This window comes from Larsenimonas rhizosphaerae (assembly GCF_023700005.1).
GTDB lineage: Bacteria > Pseudomonadota > Gammaproteobacteria > Pseudomonadales > Halomonadaceae > Larsenimonas > Larsenimonas rhizosphaerae.
Genome location: NZ_JAMLJK010000001.1, coordinates 407,951 through 428,628, shown reverse-complemented (window position 1 = coordinate 428,628; position 20,678 = coordinate 407,951). Strand labels below are relative to the sequence as shown.

The 20,678-nt window shown below is 60.4% G+C and carries 17 protein-coding genes; 1 reads left to right on the top strand and 16 read right to left on the bottom strand.

All coding sequences use genetic code 11. The annotated features are described in order from the left end of the window. Positions 1-8 precede the first annotated feature (8 nt). From NAT21_RS01895 to NAT21_RS01835, 13 genes are all read right to left on the bottom strand, one after another. Positions 9-1,073, bottom strand: coding sequence for an ABC transporter permease (locus tag NAT21_RS01895; protein WP_250935236.1), 1,065 nt, complete (start codon positions 1,071-1,073; stop codon positions 9-11). Between the two features lies 1 nt (position 1,074). Continuing rightward, positions 1,075-2,598, bottom strand: a complete 1,524-nt coding sequence (locus NAT21_RS01890) for a sugar ABC transporter ATP-binding protein (RefSeq protein WP_250935234.1) — start codon at positions 2,596-2,598, stop codon at positions 1,075-1,077. Further along, positions 2,598-3,212, bottom strand: a complete 615-nt coding sequence (locus NAT21_RS01885) for a DUF2291 family protein (RefSeq protein ID WP_250935232.1) — start codon at positions 3,210-3,212, stop codon at positions 2,598-2,600. Before NAT21_RS01885 ends, NAT21_RS01890 begins: the two co-directional genes overlap by 1 nt. A gap of 49 nt (positions 3,213-3,261) precedes the next feature. Continuing rightward, entirely contained in the window at positions 3,262-4,206 is a 945-nt protein-coding gene (locus NAT21_RS01880; RefSeq protein WP_250935230.1) for a D-ribose ABC transporter substrate-binding protein, read from the bottom strand. A 328-nt stretch (positions 4,207-4,534) separates the two neighbouring features. Continuing rightward, positions 4,535-5,548 (bottom strand): substrate-binding domain-containing protein, encoded by a 1,014-nt coding sequence (locus tag NAT21_RS01875; RefSeq protein WP_250935228.1) that lies wholly within the window; start codon positions 5,546-5,548, stop codon positions 4,535-4,537. 253 nt (positions 5,549-5,801) lie between these two features. Further along, positions 5,802-8,000 carry a xanthine dehydrogenase family protein molybdopterin-binding subunit gene (locus NAT21_RS01870; RefSeq protein ID WP_250935227.1) on the bottom strand — a complete coding sequence of 733 codons (2,199 nt, stop codon included), beginning with the start codon at positions 7,998-8,000 and terminating at the stop codon, positions 5,802-5,804. After that, positions 7,997-9,001: an FAD binding domain-containing protein gene (locus NAT21_RS01865; protein ID WP_250935226.1), complete on the bottom strand. Its 1,005-nt coding sequence runs from the start codon at positions 8,999-9,001 to the stop codon at positions 7,997-7,999. The genes NAT21_RS01870 and NAT21_RS01865 overlap by 4 nt, the downstream gene beginning before the upstream one ends. Further along, positions 9,001-9,660: a (2Fe-2S)-binding protein gene (locus NAT21_RS01860; protein WP_250935225.1), complete on the bottom strand. Its 660-nt coding sequence runs from the start codon at positions 9,658-9,660 to the stop codon at positions 9,001-9,003. The genes NAT21_RS01865 and NAT21_RS01860 overlap by 1 nt, the downstream gene beginning before the upstream one ends. 48 nt (positions 9,661-9,708) lie before the next feature. Continuing rightward, complete coding sequence (locus NAT21_RS01855; RefSeq protein ID WP_250935224.1) at positions 9,709-11,922, bottom strand: xanthine dehydrogenase family protein molybdopterin-binding subunit; 2,214 nt, start codon at positions 11,920-11,922, stop codon at positions 9,709-9,711. Continuing rightward, positions 11,919-12,920, bottom strand: coding sequence for an FAD binding domain-containing protein (locus tag NAT21_RS01850; RefSeq protein ID WP_250935223.1), 1,002 nt, complete (start codon positions 12,918-12,920; stop codon positions 11,919-11,921). The genes NAT21_RS01855 and NAT21_RS01850 overlap by 4 nt, the downstream gene beginning before the upstream one ends. A 3-nt stretch (positions 12,921-12,923) precedes the next feature. Next, complete coding sequence (locus tag NAT21_RS01845) at positions 12,924-13,463, bottom strand: (2Fe-2S)-binding protein (protein ID WP_250935222.1); 540 nt, start codon at positions 13,461-13,463, stop codon at positions 12,924-12,926. Positions 13,464-13,645: 182 nt separating this feature from the next. Then, a complete protein-coding gene (locus tag NAT21_RS01840) occupies positions 13,646-15,172 on the bottom strand; it encodes a DHA2 family efflux MFS transporter permease subunit (RefSeq protein ID WP_250935221.1) in 1,527 nt (508 codons plus the stop codon). Next, complete coding sequence (locus NAT21_RS01835; RefSeq protein WP_250935220.1) at positions 15,172-16,299, bottom strand: HlyD family secretion protein; 1,128 nt, start codon at positions 16,297-16,299, stop codon at positions 15,172-15,174. Before NAT21_RS01835 ends, NAT21_RS01840 begins: the two co-directional genes overlap by 1 nt. 80 nt (positions 16,300-16,379) lie before the next feature. Between NAT21_RS01835 and NAT21_RS01830 the strand changes: the two genes are divergently transcribed. After that, positions 16,380-16,997, top strand: coding sequence for a TetR/AcrR family transcriptional regulator (locus NAT21_RS01830; protein ID WP_250935219.1), 618 nt, complete (start codon positions 16,380-16,382; stop codon positions 16,995-16,997). Here NAT21_RS01830 and NAT21_RS01825 read toward each other — a convergent pair. The 3 genes from NAT21_RS01825 to NAT21_RS01815 form a co-directional block, all read right to left on the bottom strand. Further along, positions 16,994-17,971 (bottom strand): S66 family peptidase, encoded by a 978-nt coding sequence (locus NAT21_RS01825; protein WP_250935216.1) that lies wholly within the window; start codon positions 17,969-17,971, stop codon positions 16,994-16,996. The two genes, NAT21_RS01830 and NAT21_RS01825, sit on opposite strands and share 4 nt — an antisense overlap. Positions 17,972-17,982: 11 nt before the next feature. Further along, positions 17,983-18,591 (bottom strand): DNA-3-methyladenine glycosylase, encoded by a 609-nt coding sequence (locus NAT21_RS01820; protein WP_250935214.1) that lies wholly within the window; start codon positions 18,589-18,591, stop codon positions 17,983-17,985. Between the two features lie 69 nt (positions 18,592-18,660). Then, a complete protein-coding gene (locus NAT21_RS01815) occupies positions 18,661-20,574 on the bottom strand; it encodes a metallophosphoesterase family protein (protein ID WP_250935212.1) in 1,914 nt (637 codons plus the stop codon). Between the last annotated feature and the right edge of the window lie 104 nt (positions 20,575-20,678).

Here is a 20,678-nt window from a genome sequence, read left to right as displayed (position 1 = left end):
TCGGCGCGCTATTTTTGTTTGACGATGGCAGCCTTGTGCTGCAGCCGGCTTTGTTTCTGATCGATGATGACCGCCACAATGATGACCAGCCCCTTGACCACCATCTGCCAGAATTCGCTGACCCCCATCATGACCAGGCCATCGGCCAGAATCCCGATCACGAAGGCGCCGATCAGTGTGCCCATGATCGAACCACGACCGCCGGCCAGTGAGGTGCCGCCCAGCACCACGGCCGCAATGGCATTCATCTCGAAGGCGATGCCGGTGGCCGGGTGGCTTGCCACCAGCTGGGATGACACCACAATGCCCGCCAGTGCCGCGCACAGCCCCGAGATGGTATAGACCCACACCTTCACCCGAGCGACCTTGACCCCGGAGAGCTCCGCAGAGTGCTCATTGTCGCCAATGGCAAATACGTGACGCCCGAACTGGGTCCTTTTGGCGATATAGGCAATGACGGCGGCCAGAATGAACATCATCCAGATCGCATAGGGCAGTCCCAGCAGCCTGGCCGAGCCGATCAGTTCAAACCCGGTATTGCCCAGTTGCGGATTGCCGGACAGGCCGGTAAAGGTCTCGCCACCGGACAGCAGCATGGCGGCGCCACGCACGATGTACATGGTACCGAGGGTGCAGATGAACGGCGCGACGTTGTAGCGAGTGATCAACAGGCCATTGAGTGCCCCGATCAATCCACCGATGACCAGTACCATGGGCACGACCAGCCAGATGCTTGGAAAGATGGCAATGCCCAGCATCGGCAACACGATACCCTTGGTGATCAGCCAGCCCGCCACCATGCCGCAGAAGCCCAGAATGGCCCCGATCGACAGGTCAATGCCGGCGGTGATGATGACAAAGGTAATGCCCAGGGCCAGAAAGGCATTGATGGCAATGTGCTTGACCATGATGACCAGGCTGCTGGGCTCCAGAAAGCCCGGCACCATCACGGTAAAAAAAGCCAGTATCAAGAACAGGGCGATGAACGTCCGCATCTTCAATACGAGCAACAAAAGGTTGTCCTTCGACATGATGGACGCCGGGGAAGAAGTGCTGTTGTGTGGTGTATTCATGCTAGAGCCCTTGCGCACTTGCCGAGACAAGCGCGGATTCTGTTGCGTCGTGACGCGATACGTTGGCGGTCAGCCTGCCGCCTGACATCACCAGGATACGGTCCGAGACGGCCATGATTTCCTTGAGGTCCGAGGTCGAAAACAGCACCCCGATCCCCCGCTCGGAGAGCGATACCATCATGTCGAACACGTCGCCCTTGGCGCCGATGTCGATACCGCGGGTAGGTTCATCCAGCAGCAGCATCTTTGGGTCGGTCAACAGGGTGCGACCGATCACGACCTTCTGCTGGTTGCCCCCGCTCAGGGCACGAATCTCGATATCCGGCGAGGAGACCTTGATCGACAGGGTGTTGATGGCCGAATTCACTGCGGCATCTTCTGCCGGTTCATCGATGGTGAAGCGGTGCTTCAGCCGTCGCCACAGGCTGGAAATCGTCATGTTGTTACTGACCGAGGACACCGGGAAGATGCCGTTTTTCTTGCGATCTTCCGGCACCAGACACATGCCCCGGCGAATGCGCTCACTGGTACTGGTGCCCTCGTGCACGCTCTGGCCATCAAGGGTAATCTCGCCCTGATAGCGCTGAAGGCCGAGCAGACATTCCATCAGCTCCGTGCGACCGGCGCCCATCAGGCCGTAGACACCGACGATCTCCCCGGCCCTTACCTCAAGCGACACTTCATCGACCAGCGTCAGCCCGGTAGTGCTGACCAGGCTCAGGTTGCGCACCTCCAGTACCGGCTCGCCAAACTCACGGCCCGGCTTCAAAAAGTCGGTCACCGGATCACTGCCCAGCATTTCACGCACGATCCATGGCACATCGATGGCTTCGATCAGCGCCTCCGATTGCAGATTGCCGTCGCGCAGGATGGTGATGTGATCACCGATCGCCATCAGCTCCTCGAGCCGGTGAGAAATGTAGATGATCGATACGCCCTGGGCCGTCAGATCACGGATGACCTCGAACAACAATTCGATTTCGGTCTTTGAAAGCGCCGAGGTCGGCTCGTCCAGGATAAGTACATCCGCCTGATCTGCCAGAGCCTTGGCGATCTCGACCAGCTGCTGCTGGCCGACCTTGAGGTTGGAAAGCAGCTCCGAGGGAGCGATATCCTGATTCAGTCGCGCCATCAGCTCGGCGGTAATCCGGTGCTGTTCGGCGGTGTCGATCGGCATCAGCCCGCGCTGACGTTCACGACCAAGGAAGATGTTCTCCGCCACGCTCAGGTTGCCGAACAGGTTCAGCTCCTGATGCACCATGCCGACACCTCTGGAGGCTGCGTCCCGGGTGCTGCTGAACGTCACCTGCTCTTCGTTCAGAAAAATCCGGCCGGATGTTGGTTGCTGCACCCCGGCCAGAATCTTCATGAGTGTCGACTTGCCTGCACCGTTCTCCCCGATGATCACGTTCACCTTGCCGCGGTATACGCGATAATCCACCTCGTTGAGAGCGATCGTGCCCGGGTAGACCATGGAGATCGCCTCGGCACGCATCACCACATCCGCCGTATCGCTGCTATGCATTACTCGCCGCTCCGTTCGATCTGAATCGGCACTGCGTCACGCAGCGTTCCATGGTCGAACGTGATTGCAGCAATCACGGACACGGGCTGCCCTTGCCAGCTTTCATCCAGCGCGCCGGCTCCCTCGATGGCACGAGAGTTCAACTCACGAGAGATCTGGGCAAAGCGAATCTGGTTCTTGAAGTCATCGAACACGACGTATCGAGATGCATCACGAATGGCGTTGCCTCGCACGATCCGGCCGGTCTGCAATACGACGTCCTGATCATCGACCTTCACGGTCACCGATCCACGTATCCTGCTGGTGTCGACACGCTCGACCACGCCATCAAAATGAACGAAAACACTGGTCGCGGTGCCATCACCCGGCGCGGCAAGGCGGGCCATCAGAGTGGGCCAGTCGATGGCCTCGTCACGAGCTTCAGGCAAGATCCTGGGGGCCCACAACGTGTCCGCCACTTCCGACAGGCTCAGGTGCTCGTAACTTACCGGCGCGTTCGGGTCGGCGGGAATAATGGGGTTACCGTCATCATCAAGATCGGTAACGGTACAGGCGCTCAGCAGATGAAGGCAGAAAACCAGGCCCAGCAGCCGGAACAAGGAGTTATAACGCATGATAAACCCTGCAGCGGAGCAGCCAGGCATGGCCGCTCCGCTCTGGTGGTTATTGTTTGAGGGAGAAGTTGTCGAGCCTTGCCGCATTGGAGCTGTCGATCAGTACACAGTCCATCAGCTGTTTTTCAGGCATGCCGGTGGAACCGGTACGGATGTACTTGTCGGCCTGTTCGACCACACGCTGCGCCTGGGCATAAGCCGGCTGCATGACGGTCGCCTTGATGTTGCCCCCCTTCAGGATCGAATCGCGGGCATAATCAAGGCCGTCGAAGCCGACGATGAAGACATCATCGCGGCCTGCGGCCTGCAGTGCCGCTTCCGCACCCAGCGCCATGGAGTCATTGCCGGTAATGATGCCCTTGATATCGGGATTGGCCTGCAGGATGGACTCGACACGGCTGAAGGCTTCGGTCTGGCTCCAGTTGGCGCTCTGCTGCGCGGCCATTTCAAACTCTGGGAAGTTATCCAGAATGTCGTGGAACCCGGCGCTGCGTACCTGCGCATTGGTATCCGATTCCGGACCCATCAGCTCGACGTACTTGCCCCCATCGCCCATCAGCTCGGCAAACTTCTCACCGGCCAGCTGCGCGCCCTGGAAGTTGTTCGACACGATCTGGGTCACGACCACACCGGTCTTGTTGACTTCACGGTCATACAGAAAGGCCGGAATGCCTGCCGCCTTCAAGCGCTCCAGGGAGCCGACACTGGCTTCGGAGTCGGCATTATCAAGCACCACGGCTTTCGCCTGACGGGCAATGGCGGTTTCGATCAACTGATTCTGCTTGTTGACGTCACCATCATGAGAGGCTGACAGGGTGTCATAACCCAGCTCTTCCGCCTTTTCCCTGGCACCTTCGGCCCCCGCCTTGAAAAACGGATTATCGTGGGAGGGAGTAATAATGGCGATCAGGCCATTGCTTGCCAGCACACTGCCGCTGGCAAGTGTCAATAGCGTTGCCGCCATCATGCTTTTCAGGAAGGTTTTCTTTTTCATTGTTGTCTCCGACAGGCCCTGTCATGGAAATAGCAAACGATTGCGTAAAATGTCTGCCATTTCTAAGCCAGAGCCCTGGACGATGTCAACGAGCACATCGAAAAAGAATAAATTGTTGTTTTTAAAACATTAAAAAGAAGGGATGCGCGTCTTTATCTGTAATTCAGCTACATGTTGCAAGCATCTGAATTTGAAGAAACTAACGGGGCATCAATAATGAATTCCGGTCTGAAACCCCGGGTTTCATCGTGGCCTGTAATCAATAAATTTATTTTCCCCAATAGTCATCTACGAAAGTATATAAATCCGTCAAAAGGGCTGTTGCTTCTCAACAGCGAGCCATGGTTTTGACGGAGGAGCGTATCACCAGATCAGGCTCGAGCATGATCAGGCGCCCGTTCTGGCGCGGATTATCGATCCGCTCGATCATGGAGGCGACGGCCTGCTCTGCAAGCCGACGCTTGGGCTGATCGATGGTGGTCAGCGGAGGCGTCAGATAGGCCGAATAAAAGCAGTTGTCGTAGCCGACGACGGAGAGCGTCTCCGGGATACTCACCCCTGACAACTGCGCTTCACTCATTGCCCCCATCGCCATGGCATCGTTCCCGATGAACACAGCGCTTGGCAAGGCAGGGCTCGCCAGCAGACGACGCATGCCGAGCTTGCCACCTTCAAACTCGAAGTTGGACTCGATGATCCACTCGGGCACCACCGGCAGACCGGCCTCGTGCATGGCCTCCAGAAAACCATCGTAGCGCTGCCGCGCCGGCAGCTTTTCAAGTGGGCCGCCAATGTAGGCGATGGCCTCATGTCCCTGCTCGACAAGGTGCTGAACGGCCAGATGGGCCCCTTTCACCGAATTGTCCTGAATGCGGTCGACGTAATCCCCGGAAGGCCCCCAGTCCATGACGACCATGGGCAGGTCACGCTTGCCGATCACGGCACTGAACAGGGAATCATCGTACTCGGAGCACATCACCAGAATGCCATCGACCCGCTTTTGCGCCAGCATCATCAGATAGGCGTTGGTCTTTTCAAGCTCGCCATCGGTATTGCACAGCACCAGGGTATACCCCTGTTGATAACACTGCCGTTCCACTTCCTTGACCACTTCGGCAAAAAAGGGGTTCAGGGTGGTCGTCACCAGCATGCCAAGACTTTTTGTGGTCTTGACCTTCAGACTGCGCGCTACCGCGCTCGGCGCGTAATGCAGCTCATTGGCCGCCTTGAGCACACGTTCTCGGGTGGCCGGCGCCACGAAGCGCGTCTTGTTCAGCACATGCGATACCGTGGTGGTCGATACCCCTGCCAGTAACGCCACATCCTTGATTGTTGCAGACAAACGATTGCCCTCTCCTCGGCACCCGGTACATCCATGAATCATTGACCACAACCGCGGACCGGCTCGTCAAAAGCGGCAACCGGACGACGTGTCGTGACCAACAGGGGACGCGCCGGATGCCCTGCCCCGGGCGGGACAGGGAATGCGACGCTTCTCGAGTATATCGGAAAGCAACCCATCATGAGGGACCGCCGTACCGAGGCACAGCCCATGAAAAAGCCGCCCGAAGGCGGCTGTTGATGGCCTGCCCTGCTCAGGCGCCAGCCATCAGCCTTTCCTTTGTAATCGGCAAATCCCGCACCCGAATACCCGTGGCATGGTAGACCGCGTTGGCTACTGCAGCAGCCAGCCCCGTAATCCCGATCTCGCCGATACCGCGTGCCCCGAACTCGTTGAATGCGGTATCCGGATAGTCCAGAAGAATCACATCAATCTCGGGCTGGTCGGCATGCACCGGCACCAGATATTCGGCGTAATTGTTGTTGACCACCCGGGCGGTTCTCGGGTCGTACTCGGTATGCTCGAACATCGCCATGCCAAGCCCCATGACAATCGCCCCCTCGACCTGGTTGCGGGCGGTCTTCTCATTCATAACCCGCCCCACGTCGATGGCACTGACCACCCGCGCCACGCGCAGATTGGCCAGCAGCGGGTCCCAGCGCACTTCAACGAAGTGGGTGCCGAAGGAGCGATAGGAGTACTTCGAGGTATCCGCGCCCTCGGTATGAGCGTCGCCTTCGGCGTTGGCGAGCTTCATCGAGGACAACACCTCGGCAAACGACATCTGTTTACCGTTGTGGGAGAGTACGCCGTTTTCGAAGTTGAGCGACGCGACATCGACGCCGTCGAACGGTCCCCCCGAGCGTACGGCGCGGGTCTTGAGCTCCATGATGGCATGACGAGTGGCCTCGGCAATCGCCGGCAGCGTGGTTGCCGTGGTCCAGGAACCGCCGGAAATCGGCCCTTTCGGGTAGGACGTATCCCCAAGCTCCACCTCGATGCGCTCGAAGGGGACCCCGGTCAGCTCGACCAGCGTCTGCGCCACGATGGTATAGGTGCCGGTACCAATATCCTGGGTGGCACAGGAGGCATACACCGTACCGTCGGCGCGCAGCGCGACATGGGCATCACAGGGACGCTTGAGGGCCTCCCAGTTGCAGGCCGCCATGCCGTAGCCGATGATCTCCCGCCCTTCGCGCATGCTTTTGATCTTCGGATTGCGCTGATGCCAGCCAAAGCGTTCTGCGGCGCGCTCGGCCGTCTCCCTGATATGGTTGCTCGAAAACGGCAGGTCCTGACTTTCATCGCGGTCGGCAAACTGGTCGAGCCGAAAGGTCAGGGGATCGATACCGGCGGCCAGCGCCATTTCATCCACTGCCGATTCCAGCGCGAACAGCCCAGGCGCCGCACCCGGAGCACGCATGGAGGTCGGCGTACCACGGTTGACCTGGGTCGTGCGGTGATCGACCGAGACGTTGTCACAGCTATAGAGGCTTTTGGTCACGCTGCCACAGGTTTCAACGTACTGATCGGTGCAGGACGTGTTCGAAATCGAGTGATGGCTCAGCGCGACCAGGCGGCCCTGTTCATCGGTGGCAAGCTTCAGTGTCTGTTTCGTTTCCGGCCGGTGACCGGTAGTCGTGAACATCTGCGATCGCGGCACCACCAGTTCGACAGGCCGCCCGATTTCCCGTGACGCCGCCGCTGCGGCGACTGCATGTGGCCACATCCACAGCTTGCTGCCAAACCCTGATCCGATGAAGGTCGAGATAACCTCCACCTTGTGCGGCGCCAGATTGAAGATCTTGGCCATCGCCCCCTTTTGCTGCACCACCCCCTGGGAGGACTCAAAGACCTGTAGCCGACCGTTCGGCCAGTGGGCCAGGGTGGCATGCATCTCCATCGGGTTATGCGTTTCGACCGGTGTGGTGTAGGTCGCCTCCATGCGATGCGTTCCGCTCTCGAAGGCCTGCTTCGCATTGCCCCGCGAATGATTGCCCTTGCCCTCGCGAGTGCCATGGGCGGTCAGGCCCTGCTCGAGATTCGCCCGCGGAGTCTCTTCTTCATAGCGCACCGTAACCGCCTGCGCTGCCGCGCGGGCCTGATCAAACCGTTCGGCCACGACCAGCGCGACGAACTGGCCATCGTAGTAGATGCGCTCATCCTCGAACGGCAGCCGGGTTTCCTCGACCTTGTTGCCCCCGGCCATCGAGGAGGGGGTATGGTGCAGGGCCGGAAAATTACCGTGATGGAAGATCTCGATCACGCCAGGCATGTTGCGTGCAACCTCGAGCGCCAGCCCCGTGATGCGCCCACGACTGATGGTCGAGAAGACACCGTAGGCGTGGGCCTTGTTGTCGAGCTGATGATCGGCGGTATAGGTCGCCTGGCCGGTCACCTTGAGCCGGCCATCAATGCGTTTGGGCCCCGCGCCCAGCGTCTGATCGCTCATGAAACCTCCTGCATCGTCTCGAGTCCGGTCAACGCGCCGAGTTCGGCGATGATGGCATGCCGGCCCAGCGGAATCTTGAAGGCGTTGTGTTCATACGCGGTCGCGCCGTTGAACGCGGCACTGGCGGCCTGTTCGAACAGCGCCCTGGAGGGCACCTTGCCATCCAGCATTCGCTCGGCGTCGGTGGCTCGCCAGGGTTTGGTGGCCACGCCCCCGAGCGCAATGCGCGGTGCGCGGATCACGCCACCTTCCACCGACAGTTGCGCCGCACAGGAGGCCAGCGCGAACTGATAGGACGCGCGATCCCTGAGCTTCAGATACCCGGAGCGAGCACCGCCGGGAGGGGCGTCCAGTGTCACGTGGGTAATCAGCTCATCAGGCTCGAGCGCATGCTCCCGCGCAGGCGATGTGCCTGGAAGCAGATGAAATGCGTCAAAGGGAATATCGCGCGGGCCGTTGGGGCCCATTACGCTGACCGTGGCACCGATGGCAGCCATCGCCACACACATGTCGGAGGGATGAGCCGCAATGCACTGATCGCTGGTCCCCAGCACTGCAAACGTTTCGCGATTGACGCCGCCAATGGCCGCACAGCCACTGCCAGGATCACGCTTGTTGCAGGGCGAGGTACCATCACGAAAATAGGGGCACCGCACGCGCTGCATGACGTTACCCGCCGTAGTGGCCTTGTTGCGAAGCTGGGTGCTGGCACCGGACAGCAATGCCTGTGAGAGCACCGGGTAGTGCGTCTCGATCAGCTCATGCCGGGCAAGCGCCGTATTGGTGACCAGCGCGCCGACCTGCACCCGTCCATCCTTCAGGCGCTCGATGCGGTCAAGCCCCAGGCCGTTGATATCCACCACCTGGTCGGGCTGCATGATATTGATTTTCGCCAGATCCAGAAGCGTCGTGCCACCGGCCAGATAGGCAGAGTTCGCCCGGGCATGGGTCGCAATGGCGGCGTCCACCGCCCCGGGGCGGGTATAATCAAATGCGCGCATCAGGCACCTCCCTTCATGACCTGTCGGGCATCCTGGACGGCCGCGAGAATATTCCTGTACGCCCCGCACCGGCAGATATTGCCGCTCATGGCCTCCCGAACGGCAGCGTCGCTTTCACCCATCTGCTTATCGTTGAGCAGGGCCACGGCACTCATGATCTGACCGGAAGTGCAGTAGCCACACTGAAAGGCATCGTGCTCCCAGAAGGCTGCCTGCACCGGATGCAGTTCACCGTTATGCTCCAGCCCCTCGATGGTGGTGATCTCATCGGTCTGATGACTGATGGCCAGCGACAGACACGAATTGATCGCCTGACCGTTGACCAGCACCGTGCAGGCGCCACACTGGCCGTGATCGCAGCCCTTCTTGGTGCCGGTCAGACCAGATTCGTTACGCAGCACATCCAGAAGCACCATCTGCGGTGCGATATCCACGGTATGCAGGTGCCCATTGATGTTGAGCCTGATGCGGCTCAGGCCCTGACGGGGGGCATCCGAGCGAGGGGGCGGGTCATCAGCAGCCCGGGCCTGGGCAGCCGGGCCCCAGAGCGGCACTGACGCCGCCGCCACCCCTGATGCCCCCACGGTTTTCAGAAAATGTCGACGCGACGTCGATGCCGTCTCGTCCTGTTGAGTCCCTGGATCGAAATGCTCGGTCATGATCAACTCCGGTGCACCGGCGGCGGACAGCGCCGCCGCCGGCAATCTTCAGTCGGCCAGCAGCCGCTCGGGGGTGATCGGCAGGTCGCGAATGCGCTTGCCGGTAGCGTGGTATACCGCGTTGGAGATGGCCGCTGCGATACCGGTCAGGCCGATTTCGCCCACCCCACGTGCCCCAAACACGTTGAGGTGATAATCGGGGTGATCCAGCAGCTCGACCTCGATCGGCGGAATGTCGGCATGCACCGGCACGATGTAATCGGCCAGGTTACTGTTATAGAGGTAACCGTTATGGTCGAATTCGGTCTGCTCGAACATGGCCATGCCCAGCCCCATGACCAGACCGCCTTCCACCTGGTTACGTGCCGTCATCGGGTTGATGGCGCGCCCGATATCGATGGTGGAAACAATACGAGCCACCCGCAGCCGCGAGATGCCGGGATCCCAGCGCACCTCGACAAACACCGCGCCGAAGGAGCGGAAACTGAACCGGTCCTGCTCGTCACCAGGCGCGGTCGATGCCACGTCACTGATCTGCCCCAGTTCAAGCTCATCCAGCAGTGCAGTGACAGCCACCTTGCGGTCGCCCTGTACGAGTGACCTGTCCTTCAGGGTGATGTCGTCGGCAGATGCGCCCTCGAAGGCCTGACCATCACCATTGACCCGCTCGGCCAGTTTCCTGACCGCCGCCTCGATGGCCGCCTTGACGGCCGGCAGTACCGTGGCGGTGGCAAAGGAACCGCCGGACAGCGGGCCGGAAGGCAGGGCGGCATCACCAAGCCGCACATCGATGTCATCAATGGGGATGCCGGTCAGTTCGCTGGCAGTCTGCGCCACGATGGTATAGGTGCCGGTGCCGATATCCTGAGTACCGCAGGCAATCTGCATGCCGCCATCGGCCAGAAAGGTGGCCCGCGCCGAGCAGTGCTGGCGCATCGCTTCCCAGCTCTGGGTCGCCATGCCGTACCCGATGACTTCATCCCCTTCACGCATCGAGCCGATTTCAGCAGTGCGATTTTCCCAGCCAAACCGCTCGGCCGCATTATCCCAGCATTCCTTGAGGTAATTGCTCGACCAGGGCAGATCACTGGCCGGGTCCTTGTCAGTGAAGTTGCGCCGACGCAGTTCCAGCGGGTCAATATCCAGCTGCCAGGCCAGTTCATCCATGGCCGTTTCCAGCGCGAACAGCCCCGGGGCTTCTCCCGGTGCGCGCATCGGACACGGCATGCCGTGGTTGACCTCAGCCACCCGATTGGTGACGGCGACGTTATCGCAGGCATACATGCTGGGGGTGGCCGTAATGACCGTGTCGTCATGCATTCCGACGAAGGCGGTCTCATTGTTGGCATCATGGCGGATGGAGGTCAGGGTGCCATCCTTGCGCGCCCCGATTCGGATTCGCTGCAGTGAGGCAGGGCGGCTGCCGGCAGAGGTAAAGACCAGCTGACGCGGTACGACCGTCTTGACGGGTTTGCCAAGCCGCCTTGCAGCGACCGCGGTCATGACCGCGTGTGGCCACATGAAGAGCTTGCCGCCAAAGCCTGATCCGATGAAGTGAGAGATCACATTGACCTTCTCGGAAGGCATCGAGAAGATCTCGGCCAGTGCGTTTTTCTGAAATACGACGCCCTGGGTGGATTCATACACCGTCAGCCGATCACCGGCCCAGACTGCAGTGCTGGCATGCAGCTCCATGGCCGAGTGGGTTTCGGTAGCAATACTGTAGAAGGCGTCGTGGGTAACCTCGGCGTCATCAAAGGCCGCAGCAGCATCACCGCGGCTGTTGCTGTCGCCCTCCTGCAGCACTCCCGGCAAACCGGTATCGTCCGTTGGCAGGGCGGAAAGGCTGTCAATGACCGCCGGGCGGTCATTGCTGTACCAGGGAATCACCTCGCCGGCGGCCGCGCGGGCATGCTCAAGCGTATCGGCCACTACCAGGGCAATGTACTGACCGTGATAATGAATGGTCGAGTCTTCAAACGGCAGGCGCGGTTCGCTGACGGTATTTTCCTCGGCAAAGCTGTTGGGCGAATGCCTGAGGCTCGGATCAAAGTTTCCAGCGTGATAGATATCCACCACACCCGGCATCGCCAGTGCAGTTTCAAGTTCCAGCCCGGTCAGTTCGCCACGGGCGATGGTGCTGCCCACCGGATAGCCGTACAGCTGACCTTCCAGCGAGATATCAGCGGTGTAATCCGCCTGCCCGGTCAACTTGAGCGCGCCATCGATCCGGGGTTTCGGGGTGCCTGTGGCAGTACTCATGAGCGATCTCCCTGTGCCTTGAGTGCGCGGGCTGCATCACGCAGCGACCGTACGATAGCCTGCTGCCCAAGGGTGACCTTGAAGGCATTGCCGGACTGCGGAACAGCGCCTTGAAACGCCAGTACCGCGGCGTGTTCAAAGCTGTCGGTGGTGGCTTCCATGCCAACCAGCGCCGCTTCCGCATCCAGGGCGCGCCAGGGTTTGGTGGCTACCCCGCCAAGCGCCAGACGTACGCTGCTGACGGTATCGCCATCCAGCGTCAGAATGGCCGCGCAGGAGGCCAGTGCAAATTCATAGGAGGCCCGGTCGCGCAGCTTCAGATAGTTCGATGCTGCACCGGCCTGAGGGGCATCCAGAATCACATGCGTGATCATCTCGTCATCGTGAAGGTCGTGCTCCTTCTCGGGGTGACGCTCGGGCAGAAGGTGAAAGTCGGCAAACGGCACTTCACGCTGCCCCTTGCGCCCTTCCAGCACCACCGTGCCACCAATGGCAGCCATGGCCACGCACATGTCGGAGGGGTGAACGGCAATACAGGCTTCGCTGCCACCGAGTACCGCGTGATTTCGATTGATGCCGGTCAGGGCGCTGCAGCCACTGCCGGGCGAGCGCTTGTTGCAGGGCATGGCCGTATCACGGAAGTACGGGCAGCGAGTACGCTGCATGACGTTACCTGCCGTGGTAGCCATGTTGCGAAGGCTGGTGGACGCGCCGGACAGCAGCGCCTGCGACAGTACCGGGTAATCCCGCATGATGCGGTCATCCCTGGCAAGGTCGGCATTGCTGACCCGCGCGCCAATGCTGACTCGGCCGTCGTCCAGCGTCTCGATGTCATCAAGGCCAAGGCCATTGATGTCCACGACCTGTTCGGGCCGCATGACACCGAGCTTGACCAGGTCAATCAGGTTGGTACCGCCGCCGATGAAGGCATCGCGCGCACCATGGTGCTCCAGCGCGTCGCCGATGGCTGTCGGCCGCGTCAGTTCAAAGGTTCTCATGGGTTACTCTCCGCCGTTCAGACGCGCATCCGCGGTCTTGATCGCATCATGAATATTCTTGTAGGCACCGCAGCGGCAGATATTGCCGCTCATGGCATCCTTGATGGAGGCATCGGTACGCTCAATGGAGGGATCATTCAAAATGGCGGTGGCGCTCATCATCTGGCCGGCCGTGCAGTAACCACACTGATAAGCGTCATGCTCCAGAAAGGCCTGCTGTACCGGGTGAAGCGTGCCATCCGGCTTCGCCAGACCTTCAACGGTGGTGATATCGCAGCCATCGGCCATCGAGGCCAGCATCAGGCAGCTGTTCATTGATCTGCCATCCACCAGCACGGTGCAGGCACCGCACTGACCATGGTCACAGCCTTTCTTGGCGCCGGTCAGCCCCAGGCGTTCACGCAGGGCATCCAGCAGGACCACGTTGGGTTCAATGGACAAGTGGTGGGTCTGACCGTTGATGGTCAGCTCGACATCATGCAATCGGGGCGTCGCTGCAGGATCAGCATGCTGAACCGCAGTCGCGGGGGTGGTGTCTACCATGACATTCCTCATCAATGAGTCCGGCCCGATTCTTGTTATTTGGACCTGGATAATCTGAGGCAGCCTGCCTTGGCTGCCTGGGGTTTTGTCTGCGCCCGCCTACGGTCAAGGCAGGGACAGACCCTGGAAAAGCGTAGTCAATCAGAACAGAGGATGCGAGGCCCGGCTGGGCCGGGACGGTATCAGGTCGGTTTCCTGAGCAGAAAGACGATCGGGAACGCCACGATGTAGATCAGTCCCAGCCACAGGAAGATATCGTTGAAGGCCAGCACTTCTGCCTGGCCGGCCACCCGCGAGGCAATCATCTTGATGGCCGCCGCCTGGGGGTCACTCACTACGCCGGTGAACTGCTGCTGGTATCGGGCCAGCTCCGTCACCACTACCTCGCGGCCCTGATTGATGGAAGGAATCAACTGCATCCAGTGATAGTCACGCTGGTGATCACGCACGGTATCCAGCAGGGCCAGTCCCACGGCACCGCCCAGATTACGCATGACCGAAAACATGCCACTGCCATCACCGACCTGCTGGGGCGACAGGCTGCCCAGTGCGATACGGGCACAGGGCACCATGCACATGATCATGCCGACGCCACGCACCAGCTGTGGCAGGAAGAACTCCCAGTAGCCGGAATCCTCCGTCAGGTTCGCGTTCATCACCGAGCCGATACCAGTCAGCAACAGTCCCAGCCCGATCAGGATGCGCAGATCCACCAGGTCACTGAACTTGCCAACCAGCGGGGCCGTGACAAACATCGCGATGCCGGTCACGAACATGACCTCACCGATCTGAAGGCTGTTGAAATGACGCACCGTACCGAAATACAGCGGCATCAGATAGACCAGCCCGTACAGCGCGATCCCGATGACAAAGACAAGCCCGACCCCGGTGGCAAAATTACGCTCACGGAACAGCCGCAGATTGATGATCGGGTATCTGGCGGTGAAGGCCCGCCAGAAAAACAGCACACAGGACACGGCGCATACCACACTGAAGCCCAGAATCAGCCGGTTGCTGAACCAGTCATCATCAGGCCCCTCCTCAAGCACAAACTCAAGCGTGCCCAGAAACAGCGCCATCAATGCCAGACCAATGACATCAAGGCGCTTGATGGCCTTCCTGTCAGCGGTATCGATATCCAGCAGGCACCAGACGCCAATGGTCACCAGAATGCCGGGGATGACATTGACCAGAAAGAGCCAGTGCCAGCTCATGTGCTGCGTGATGTAGCCCCCCAGCGTCGGCCCGATGGATGGCGCGATGGTTGCTACCAGGCCAATGACGGCCTGTACCGAGCCCATCTTGTGACGTGGGAAGATCGTGAAGCTGACGGCCTGGGTAATCGGGATCATCGCCCCACCCATGAATCCCTGGATGGCGCGCAGCACGATCAGTTCGTTGATGGTGCTGGCCATGGCGCAGCCAAGACTTGCCAGCGTAAATCCGACACTTGAGATCACAAAGGCCGTGCGGGTCGAGAAAATGCGCGCCATGACGCCGGACAGCGGAATCATGATGATCTCGGCAATCAGGTACGCGGTCTGAATCCAGGAGATTTCATCCTGGCTGGCAGAGACACCGGCCTGAATCTCGTTCAGGGAACTGGCAACGATCTGGATATCCAGAATGGCCATGAACATCCCGAACACTGCCGCGACAAAGCCAATCCGCACGCGCCAGGAGGGCATTTCCTGCACCGGCGTATTCATCAATCGGCGCCCGGAACCCGAGGCGTGATATCACGAACCACCGGCCCGGACAGCGGGGCGGCAACATAAAGCCCCTGCCCTTCGTCACGCGTATCCACAGATGGCACCACCGAAAGACCCGAATGCAGATACGGCAACATTTTTTCCGGCCCGGTCAGGCGAATGCGCACCGGTATCCGTTGTACGATCTTGTTGAAATTGCCGGTGGCATTATCCTGCGGCAACAGGCTGAACTGGGCACCGGTTGCAGGAGCCAGACTTTCGACAACCCCGGTAAATTCGGTATCCGGATAGGCATCCACTTCGATGTGCACCGACTGCCCTACGCGCATGCGGGCCACCTGGGTTTCCTTGTAGTTTGCCACTACATACAGCGAGTCCACCGGCACCAGCGTCATCAGTGTCAGTGACGGCTGGGCATAGGTACCGGGCTCTACGGTGACATTGCCCACAACGCCACCAAACGGTGCCGTAATATGGGTCTTGTCCAGCTGATGCTGCGCAGCCTGAAGGGCAGCCTGGGCGTTATCCCGACTGGCCTCGGCATCCTCCAGGCTGGCGCCATCCACCGACAGCTGGCGCCTTGCCGACGTCAGTGCTGCCTTGCTGGCGCTGACGCGTGCCTGGGCCACATCAAAACCGGCCTGATCACTGTCAAGCTGCTGCCGCGACGAGTAGCTCTTGCTCACCAGGGTTTTAGTGCGCGACAGGGTCTGGCGCGCCTCCTTCAACTGCGCGGCAGCAGACGCGATATCAGCGTTTCGCTGCTCAATCACCGCCTTTTGCAGTTCAATGCTGCGCTCCGCCCGGGTGACGGCAGCACGTGCCTGGGCCAGCTGCGCTCGTGCCTGGGCCAGATCATCCTGGTAGTCCGTCGGATCAAGGGTCACCAGCGTATCACCGGCATGGACCCGCTGATTATGATCAACGTTGACACCGATGACCCGCGTATTCAGCTCGCTGCGTATCGCCACGCTGTCGGCATGAAGGTAGGCATTATCGGTTTCCTCGATGAAGCGTCCGGCCTGCCACCAGTGCCACCCCTTCCAGAGACCGGCCAGCAGCAGCACAACAATCACCAGCGCGATAATAAGCCGTTTGATCCAGGTTCTTGCAATGGACGCCATGAGAAAGGTTCCGATAACGCGGGAAAAAACGTAGCATACGCTACACTTTTTGCAGGCACCAGCACAGGAAGTCGCTATTCATGGGTGATGACATTACCCGGCTCACCCCCAAGGGCCAGCAGCGGGCCGAGCGATTCTTGAGTGTCGCGCTGGAGGTGTTCATCGAGCAGGGGTACGAAAAGGCCAGCGTCAACGAAGTGGTTCGTCGCGCAGGAGGCTCCCTTTCGACCCTCTACAAGATGTTCGGTAACAAGGAAGGGCTGTTCATCGCCATCATCGAACAGCGCGCCCTCTCGATCTTTGCACCGCTCGAACAGGCACTGGCCGACAACAGCTCACCGATTGACGGGCTGACACGCTTTGGTCATCGGCTGCTCGATTTCCTGCTCGAACCCGAGGCCCTGGCCATGTACCGACTGGTTTTGAACGACCTTCACCGCCACCCGGTGATGGCGCGTCACTTTCTCGATCATGGCCCGTTCCAGACCCTGGACAGGCTTACCCGCTACCTGGCGCATCATGTCAGTCAGGGCCATTTGATCATCGATGACCCCCGACTGGCCGCCGGCGAATTCTCCGGCATGCTGATCAGCGACCTGCATATTCAGGTCATGGTCGGCCAGGTACCGAACCTTCCGCCGGAAGAACGCCAGCGCCGCGTCGCCTCGGCCGTTCGTCGTTTCATGGCATCGGTCTAGCGCGGCAGTAGCGTTACTGATTCACGAGTAAAATCGATACGCAGGGTGGCACCAATAGGCACCGTGAGCATGGGGTGCGTATGACCAACATCCATGCCATCCACAATGGGAAGGGGCCGACCGTCCAACACCTCTCGCACGACGTCGATCGTCGTTTTACCGCTGCCCTGGTCATCCAGCCGTTCATGTTTTCCAATAATCAGTGCTGCAATACGCTCAAGGACCCCACAGAGCGACAAATGGGCGATATGGCGCTCAACGGCGGCGATCGTTTTTTGACTGTCCTCGATGAGAAGAATATCTCCCTCTTGAATCTCGGGCATATAGATGCTGCCCCAGATCCCGGCCATCGTATGCAGATTGCCGCCGATCACCCGGCCTTCAATGACGCCTGAACCATCAAAGTGCCAGCGGTTAGCCTGCGTGGGCTTGGCATGATGCTGGGTTTCCCAGGGTACATACGCATCAGTCCAGTCAGGTGGCATGTTATAGCGAAGGGACGTTTCCCCTGAGCTGACCGTCATATTCTGAAACGATGCAAAGGTTTGATCGACCAATGGCGGCTGCTCGCCGAACGAGGCGACCAGAGTTGGCCCATAGAAGGTAACCAGGCCCAATCGAGCATAGATTCCCAGCAACAGTGCTGTAGCATCCGAATAACCGACGATGATTTTGGGGTCAGCAGCGAGTGTTTCCCAATCGAGATAGGGCAGTAAGGCATTGCTGTTGTGACCGCCGATCGTTGCCATGAGAACGCGAACCTCAGGGTCACGAACCAGCGTATTGATTTCGTCTGCTCGCGCCTTGATAGACCCGGCCCGATATCCATCACTATTCCCCGTCAAATGTCCCGCTTTTACTCGGTACCCCTGCTGCGTGAGGTACTGGATAGCCCGGCGAGTACGATCAGGGGCAAAGGCGGTCGCCGGCGACGAGGGCGAAAAGAAGCCGATCAGCGCACCAGGCTCAAGCACAGGCGGATATATCATGCTCGCCTGGCGTCCCGTTTGACACGAAACCGCCAGGGCGCGTCGCGGTGCTCAGGCTCGGCGTAATCGATGCCGATGCGCGGCCCGGTGAGTACATCCGCCTCCGGTACGGGGGAACCGGCCTCGATCCAGAGCCCCTGACCGGTGCAGATGTCGTGGCGATTGAAGGCTGATCTTGTAATCCCCAGCGCTCGTGTCAGCTTGCCCGGGCCATTGGCCAGTTCGCGTCCGCGCTTTCCGCCTCGACGGGCAATCATGGCGCTTTCCCCTTCCAGCGGCTCAATGGCCCGGATCAGCACCGCACAGGGATCATCCAGCGGCCCGACCACCACATTGAGCATGTCGTAAATACCGTAGATCAGATAAACGTAGGCATGGCCCGGCGGCCCGAACATGACCTCGGTACGGGGCGTACGGCCATGAGAGGAGTGGCAGGCCGTATCGGCAAAGCCCAGATAGCCTTCGGTTTCTGTGATACGGCCGACAAGACGACCATCCTCGTGGTCCACGATCAGATGGCAGCCGAGCAATTCCCGGGCGATATCAAGGGTCGGGCGATCATAAAAGGCACGCGGCAGGGGCGCGGCGACGGGGCGAGACGACATGAAGACTCCTGTTGGCAAGTGTCTTCCAGGATAGTCCGCTGCACCCTGCACCGCCACGTGATCGGCACCTCAGCGCCGGATCGGCCTGAAGCGGGTATCACGAGCATCAGCGCCCAGCTGAACTATTTCGGAAGGCTCACCCTGCTCGTTCAACCGTACCCGCCCGATACCAGCGTTGTTCCACAACCGCTCCCCGTGACGTGCGCCTTCGGGCCGCCAGGGAATGACTGCAATCCTGCGCCGCTTGGTCAGCCAGTTCAGGGGGGACCAGGGGGCATACAGCCACCGGTTGAGGCGATCAAACCAGGTCAGCAGCGTCTCCGGAAAGGTATTCTTGAGCCCGCTGCTGGTAATCTGCCACATGCGCGGGCTGTCCTGATGGCCCCGGCGCAGGCTCAGCGCGTAGACAAAGGAATAGTGAACGTCGCCTGAGAGAATGACGTAGCGCTGAGGCGTACGTCGGTGTCGCAGGATATTGAGCATGGTATGGGCGGCGCCGCGGTGCGCCATCCAGTTCTCGGCGTCCACCATCAGTGGCTTGCCGGCCAGGGTGAACAGACGCTGGATGCCTTCGATCAGCTTGACACCGAAGATCGGGGCAGCGGATACGATGACTACGGAAGGCTGCTCCAGTACGTCCTGCTGAAACTCGCACAGCGCCTCCCAGTCCATCAGCCCGGAAGGCCGATGCAGACGCCGCTCACTCCGCCACCGGCGGGTACGGGTATCCAGCACCACCAGCTTCGGCGTGGTGTCGAGCGTATAGCCCCAGCCGGTGAAGCGCAGCAGATGATCAATCAGCCCATCGTGGGCGGCCGCATCCAGCATGCCTGTTTCGCTGGCCGTCGCCAGCCAGTGGCCCGCCTCATGAAGCGGTGCGTTCATTTTATCGGGGTCGTTGCCCCATCCCTGACACAGCAGATACGCCACCAGCGCATTGCCGACAATACGCCGTGAAAACGGGTGCGAATATACAGCCACTTCCCAGGCTGCCGTCAGGTTCCAGTCGTCGGTCACGTCATGGTCGTCAAAGATCATCAGGGACGGCAGGTGCGCCAGCACACGCGCCACACGCGGCAGACCAGCGACAAACGCATCCACGACCCGGGCTTCATCGGTATATCGGTCCTGAAGCTCGGCCTCCAGTGACGGCGTGGCCACCTCGATGAGGGTCCAGGGCACCGGCGACCAGACCAGCAGATACATGGCCAGCATTTCCGCCACCGTCATCAGGTGATTTTCGGCATTGGCGGTGGTGAAGACCGGCTTGCGCTTGCCGCCGAAGAACTTGTCGCGCAGCGCCTCGTTCGAAGGCTGATCCGGCAGCAGATGGGCACGCCGGTAAAGCAGATCATCACGGCCGGCAAGCTCGCGCCCATGGCTTACAGCGGCCTCTTCCAGCGGCTCGTCATGAAGCCCGAGGCGCATAACCAGGGCATGAATGGCCGAAAGCATTGGCCCGGCCACGTCATCGGCGTAAATCTGATCCCCGGTCATCAACAGGGCAGCCGGGCGCTCCAGCGCCTCGGCCTGGCCGGCCTCGACCCACTCATCGGCCCGCACCAGCCCATCGCCACAAGCCTGGTGCGGCTTTCGACAGGACCCGTGCAACACATCATCAAGCCGGGAGCGCAGTACCAGTGTGGGCAACGCCTCCCCCGGATAGCACAGGGTCGGCGTCATGCTGAACGGGCTTTGCCAGACGGCGTCGGGGTCACGGTACTGAAGGTCGTAGCGCAACCGCACGTCCTGGGGCAACGGTGTCTCGAAGGGCACATCGATCAAATGAATGAACGCGTGGCGGCCTATCGGCAGGCACACCAGATGAGGCGTAAGGTCATGGCAGGACATGGCCGGTTCGGCACCATCCAGCAGCAGTTGCAGGGTCAGCGGCCGGGATGCCACCAGCCACCACACCACGCGGTGAGGCTCGGCACGCCGCAGCAGCGGGCCGGCGAGAATATCGGGCAGGGAGTCAGTCATGGAGGTGAAAGGCGGTCCTGGAATCAAGATAGGCCGGGCACGGCCCTGGTGGCCGCCAGCATACGTGAGCATCCGGCGCGCTGTCATGCCAGGTGCTCACGCAT

Excerpts from the sequence above, each read along its gene's own strand:
- NAT21_RS01865 (WP_250935226.1), bottom strand. The coding sequence starts at position 9,001 with ATGCGCGCATTTGATTATACCCGCCCCGGGGCGGTGGACGCCGCCATT.
- NAT21_RS01880 (WP_250935230.1), bottom strand. The coding sequence starts at position 4,206 with ATGAAAAAGAAAACCTTCCTGAAAAGCATGATGGCGGCAACGCTATTG.
- NAT21_RS01895 (WP_250935236.1), bottom strand. The coding sequence starts at position 1,073 with ATGAATACACCACACAACAGCACTTCTTCCCCGGCGTCCATCATGTCG.
- NAT21_RS01890 (WP_250935234.1), bottom strand. The coding sequence starts at position 2,598 with ATGCATAGCAGCGATACGGCGGATGTGGTGATGCGTGCCGAGGCGATC.
- NAT21_RS01840 (WP_250935221.1), bottom strand. The coding sequence starts at position 15,172 with ATGAATACGCCGGTGCAGGAAATGCCCTCCTGGCGCGTGCGGATTGGC.
- NAT21_RS01885 (WP_250935232.1), bottom strand. The coding sequence starts at position 3,212 with ATGCGTTATAACTCCTTGTTCCGGCTGCTGGGCCTGGTTTTCTGCCTT.
- NAT21_RS01835 (WP_250935220.1), bottom strand. The coding sequence starts at position 16,299 with ATGGCGTCCATTGCAAGAACCTGGATCAAACGGCTTATTATCGCGCTG.
- NAT21_RS01860 (WP_250935225.1), bottom strand. The coding sequence starts at position 9,660 with ATGACCGAGCATTTCGATCCAGGGACTCAACAGGACGAGACGGCATCG.
- NAT21_RS01870 (WP_250935227.1), bottom strand. The coding sequence starts at position 8,000 with ATGAGCGATCAGACGCTGGGCGCGGGGCCCAAACGCATTGATGGCCGG.
- NAT21_RS01830 (WP_250935219.1), top strand. The coding sequence starts at position 16,380 with ATGGGTGATGACATTACCCGGCTCACCCCCAAGGGCCAGCAGCGGGCC.
- NAT21_RS01850 (WP_250935223.1), bottom strand. The coding sequence starts at position 12,920 with ATGAGAACCTTTGAACTGACGCGGCCGACAGCCATCGGCGACGCGCTG.
- NAT21_RS01845 (WP_250935222.1), bottom strand. The coding sequence starts at position 13,463 with ATGGTAGACACCACCCCCGCGACTGCGGTTCAGCATGCTGATCCTGCA.
- NAT21_RS01855 (WP_250935224.1), bottom strand. The coding sequence starts at position 11,922 with ATGAGTACTGCCACAGGCACCCCGAAACCCCGGATCGATGGCGCGCTC.
- NAT21_RS01820 (WP_250935214.1), bottom strand. The coding sequence starts at position 18,591 with ATGTCGTCTCGCCCCGTCGCCGCGCCCCTGCCGCGTGCCTTTTATGAT.
- NAT21_RS01815 (WP_250935212.1), bottom strand. The coding sequence starts at position 20,574 with ATGACTGACTCCCTGCCCGATATTCTCGCCGGCCCGCTGCTGCGGCGT.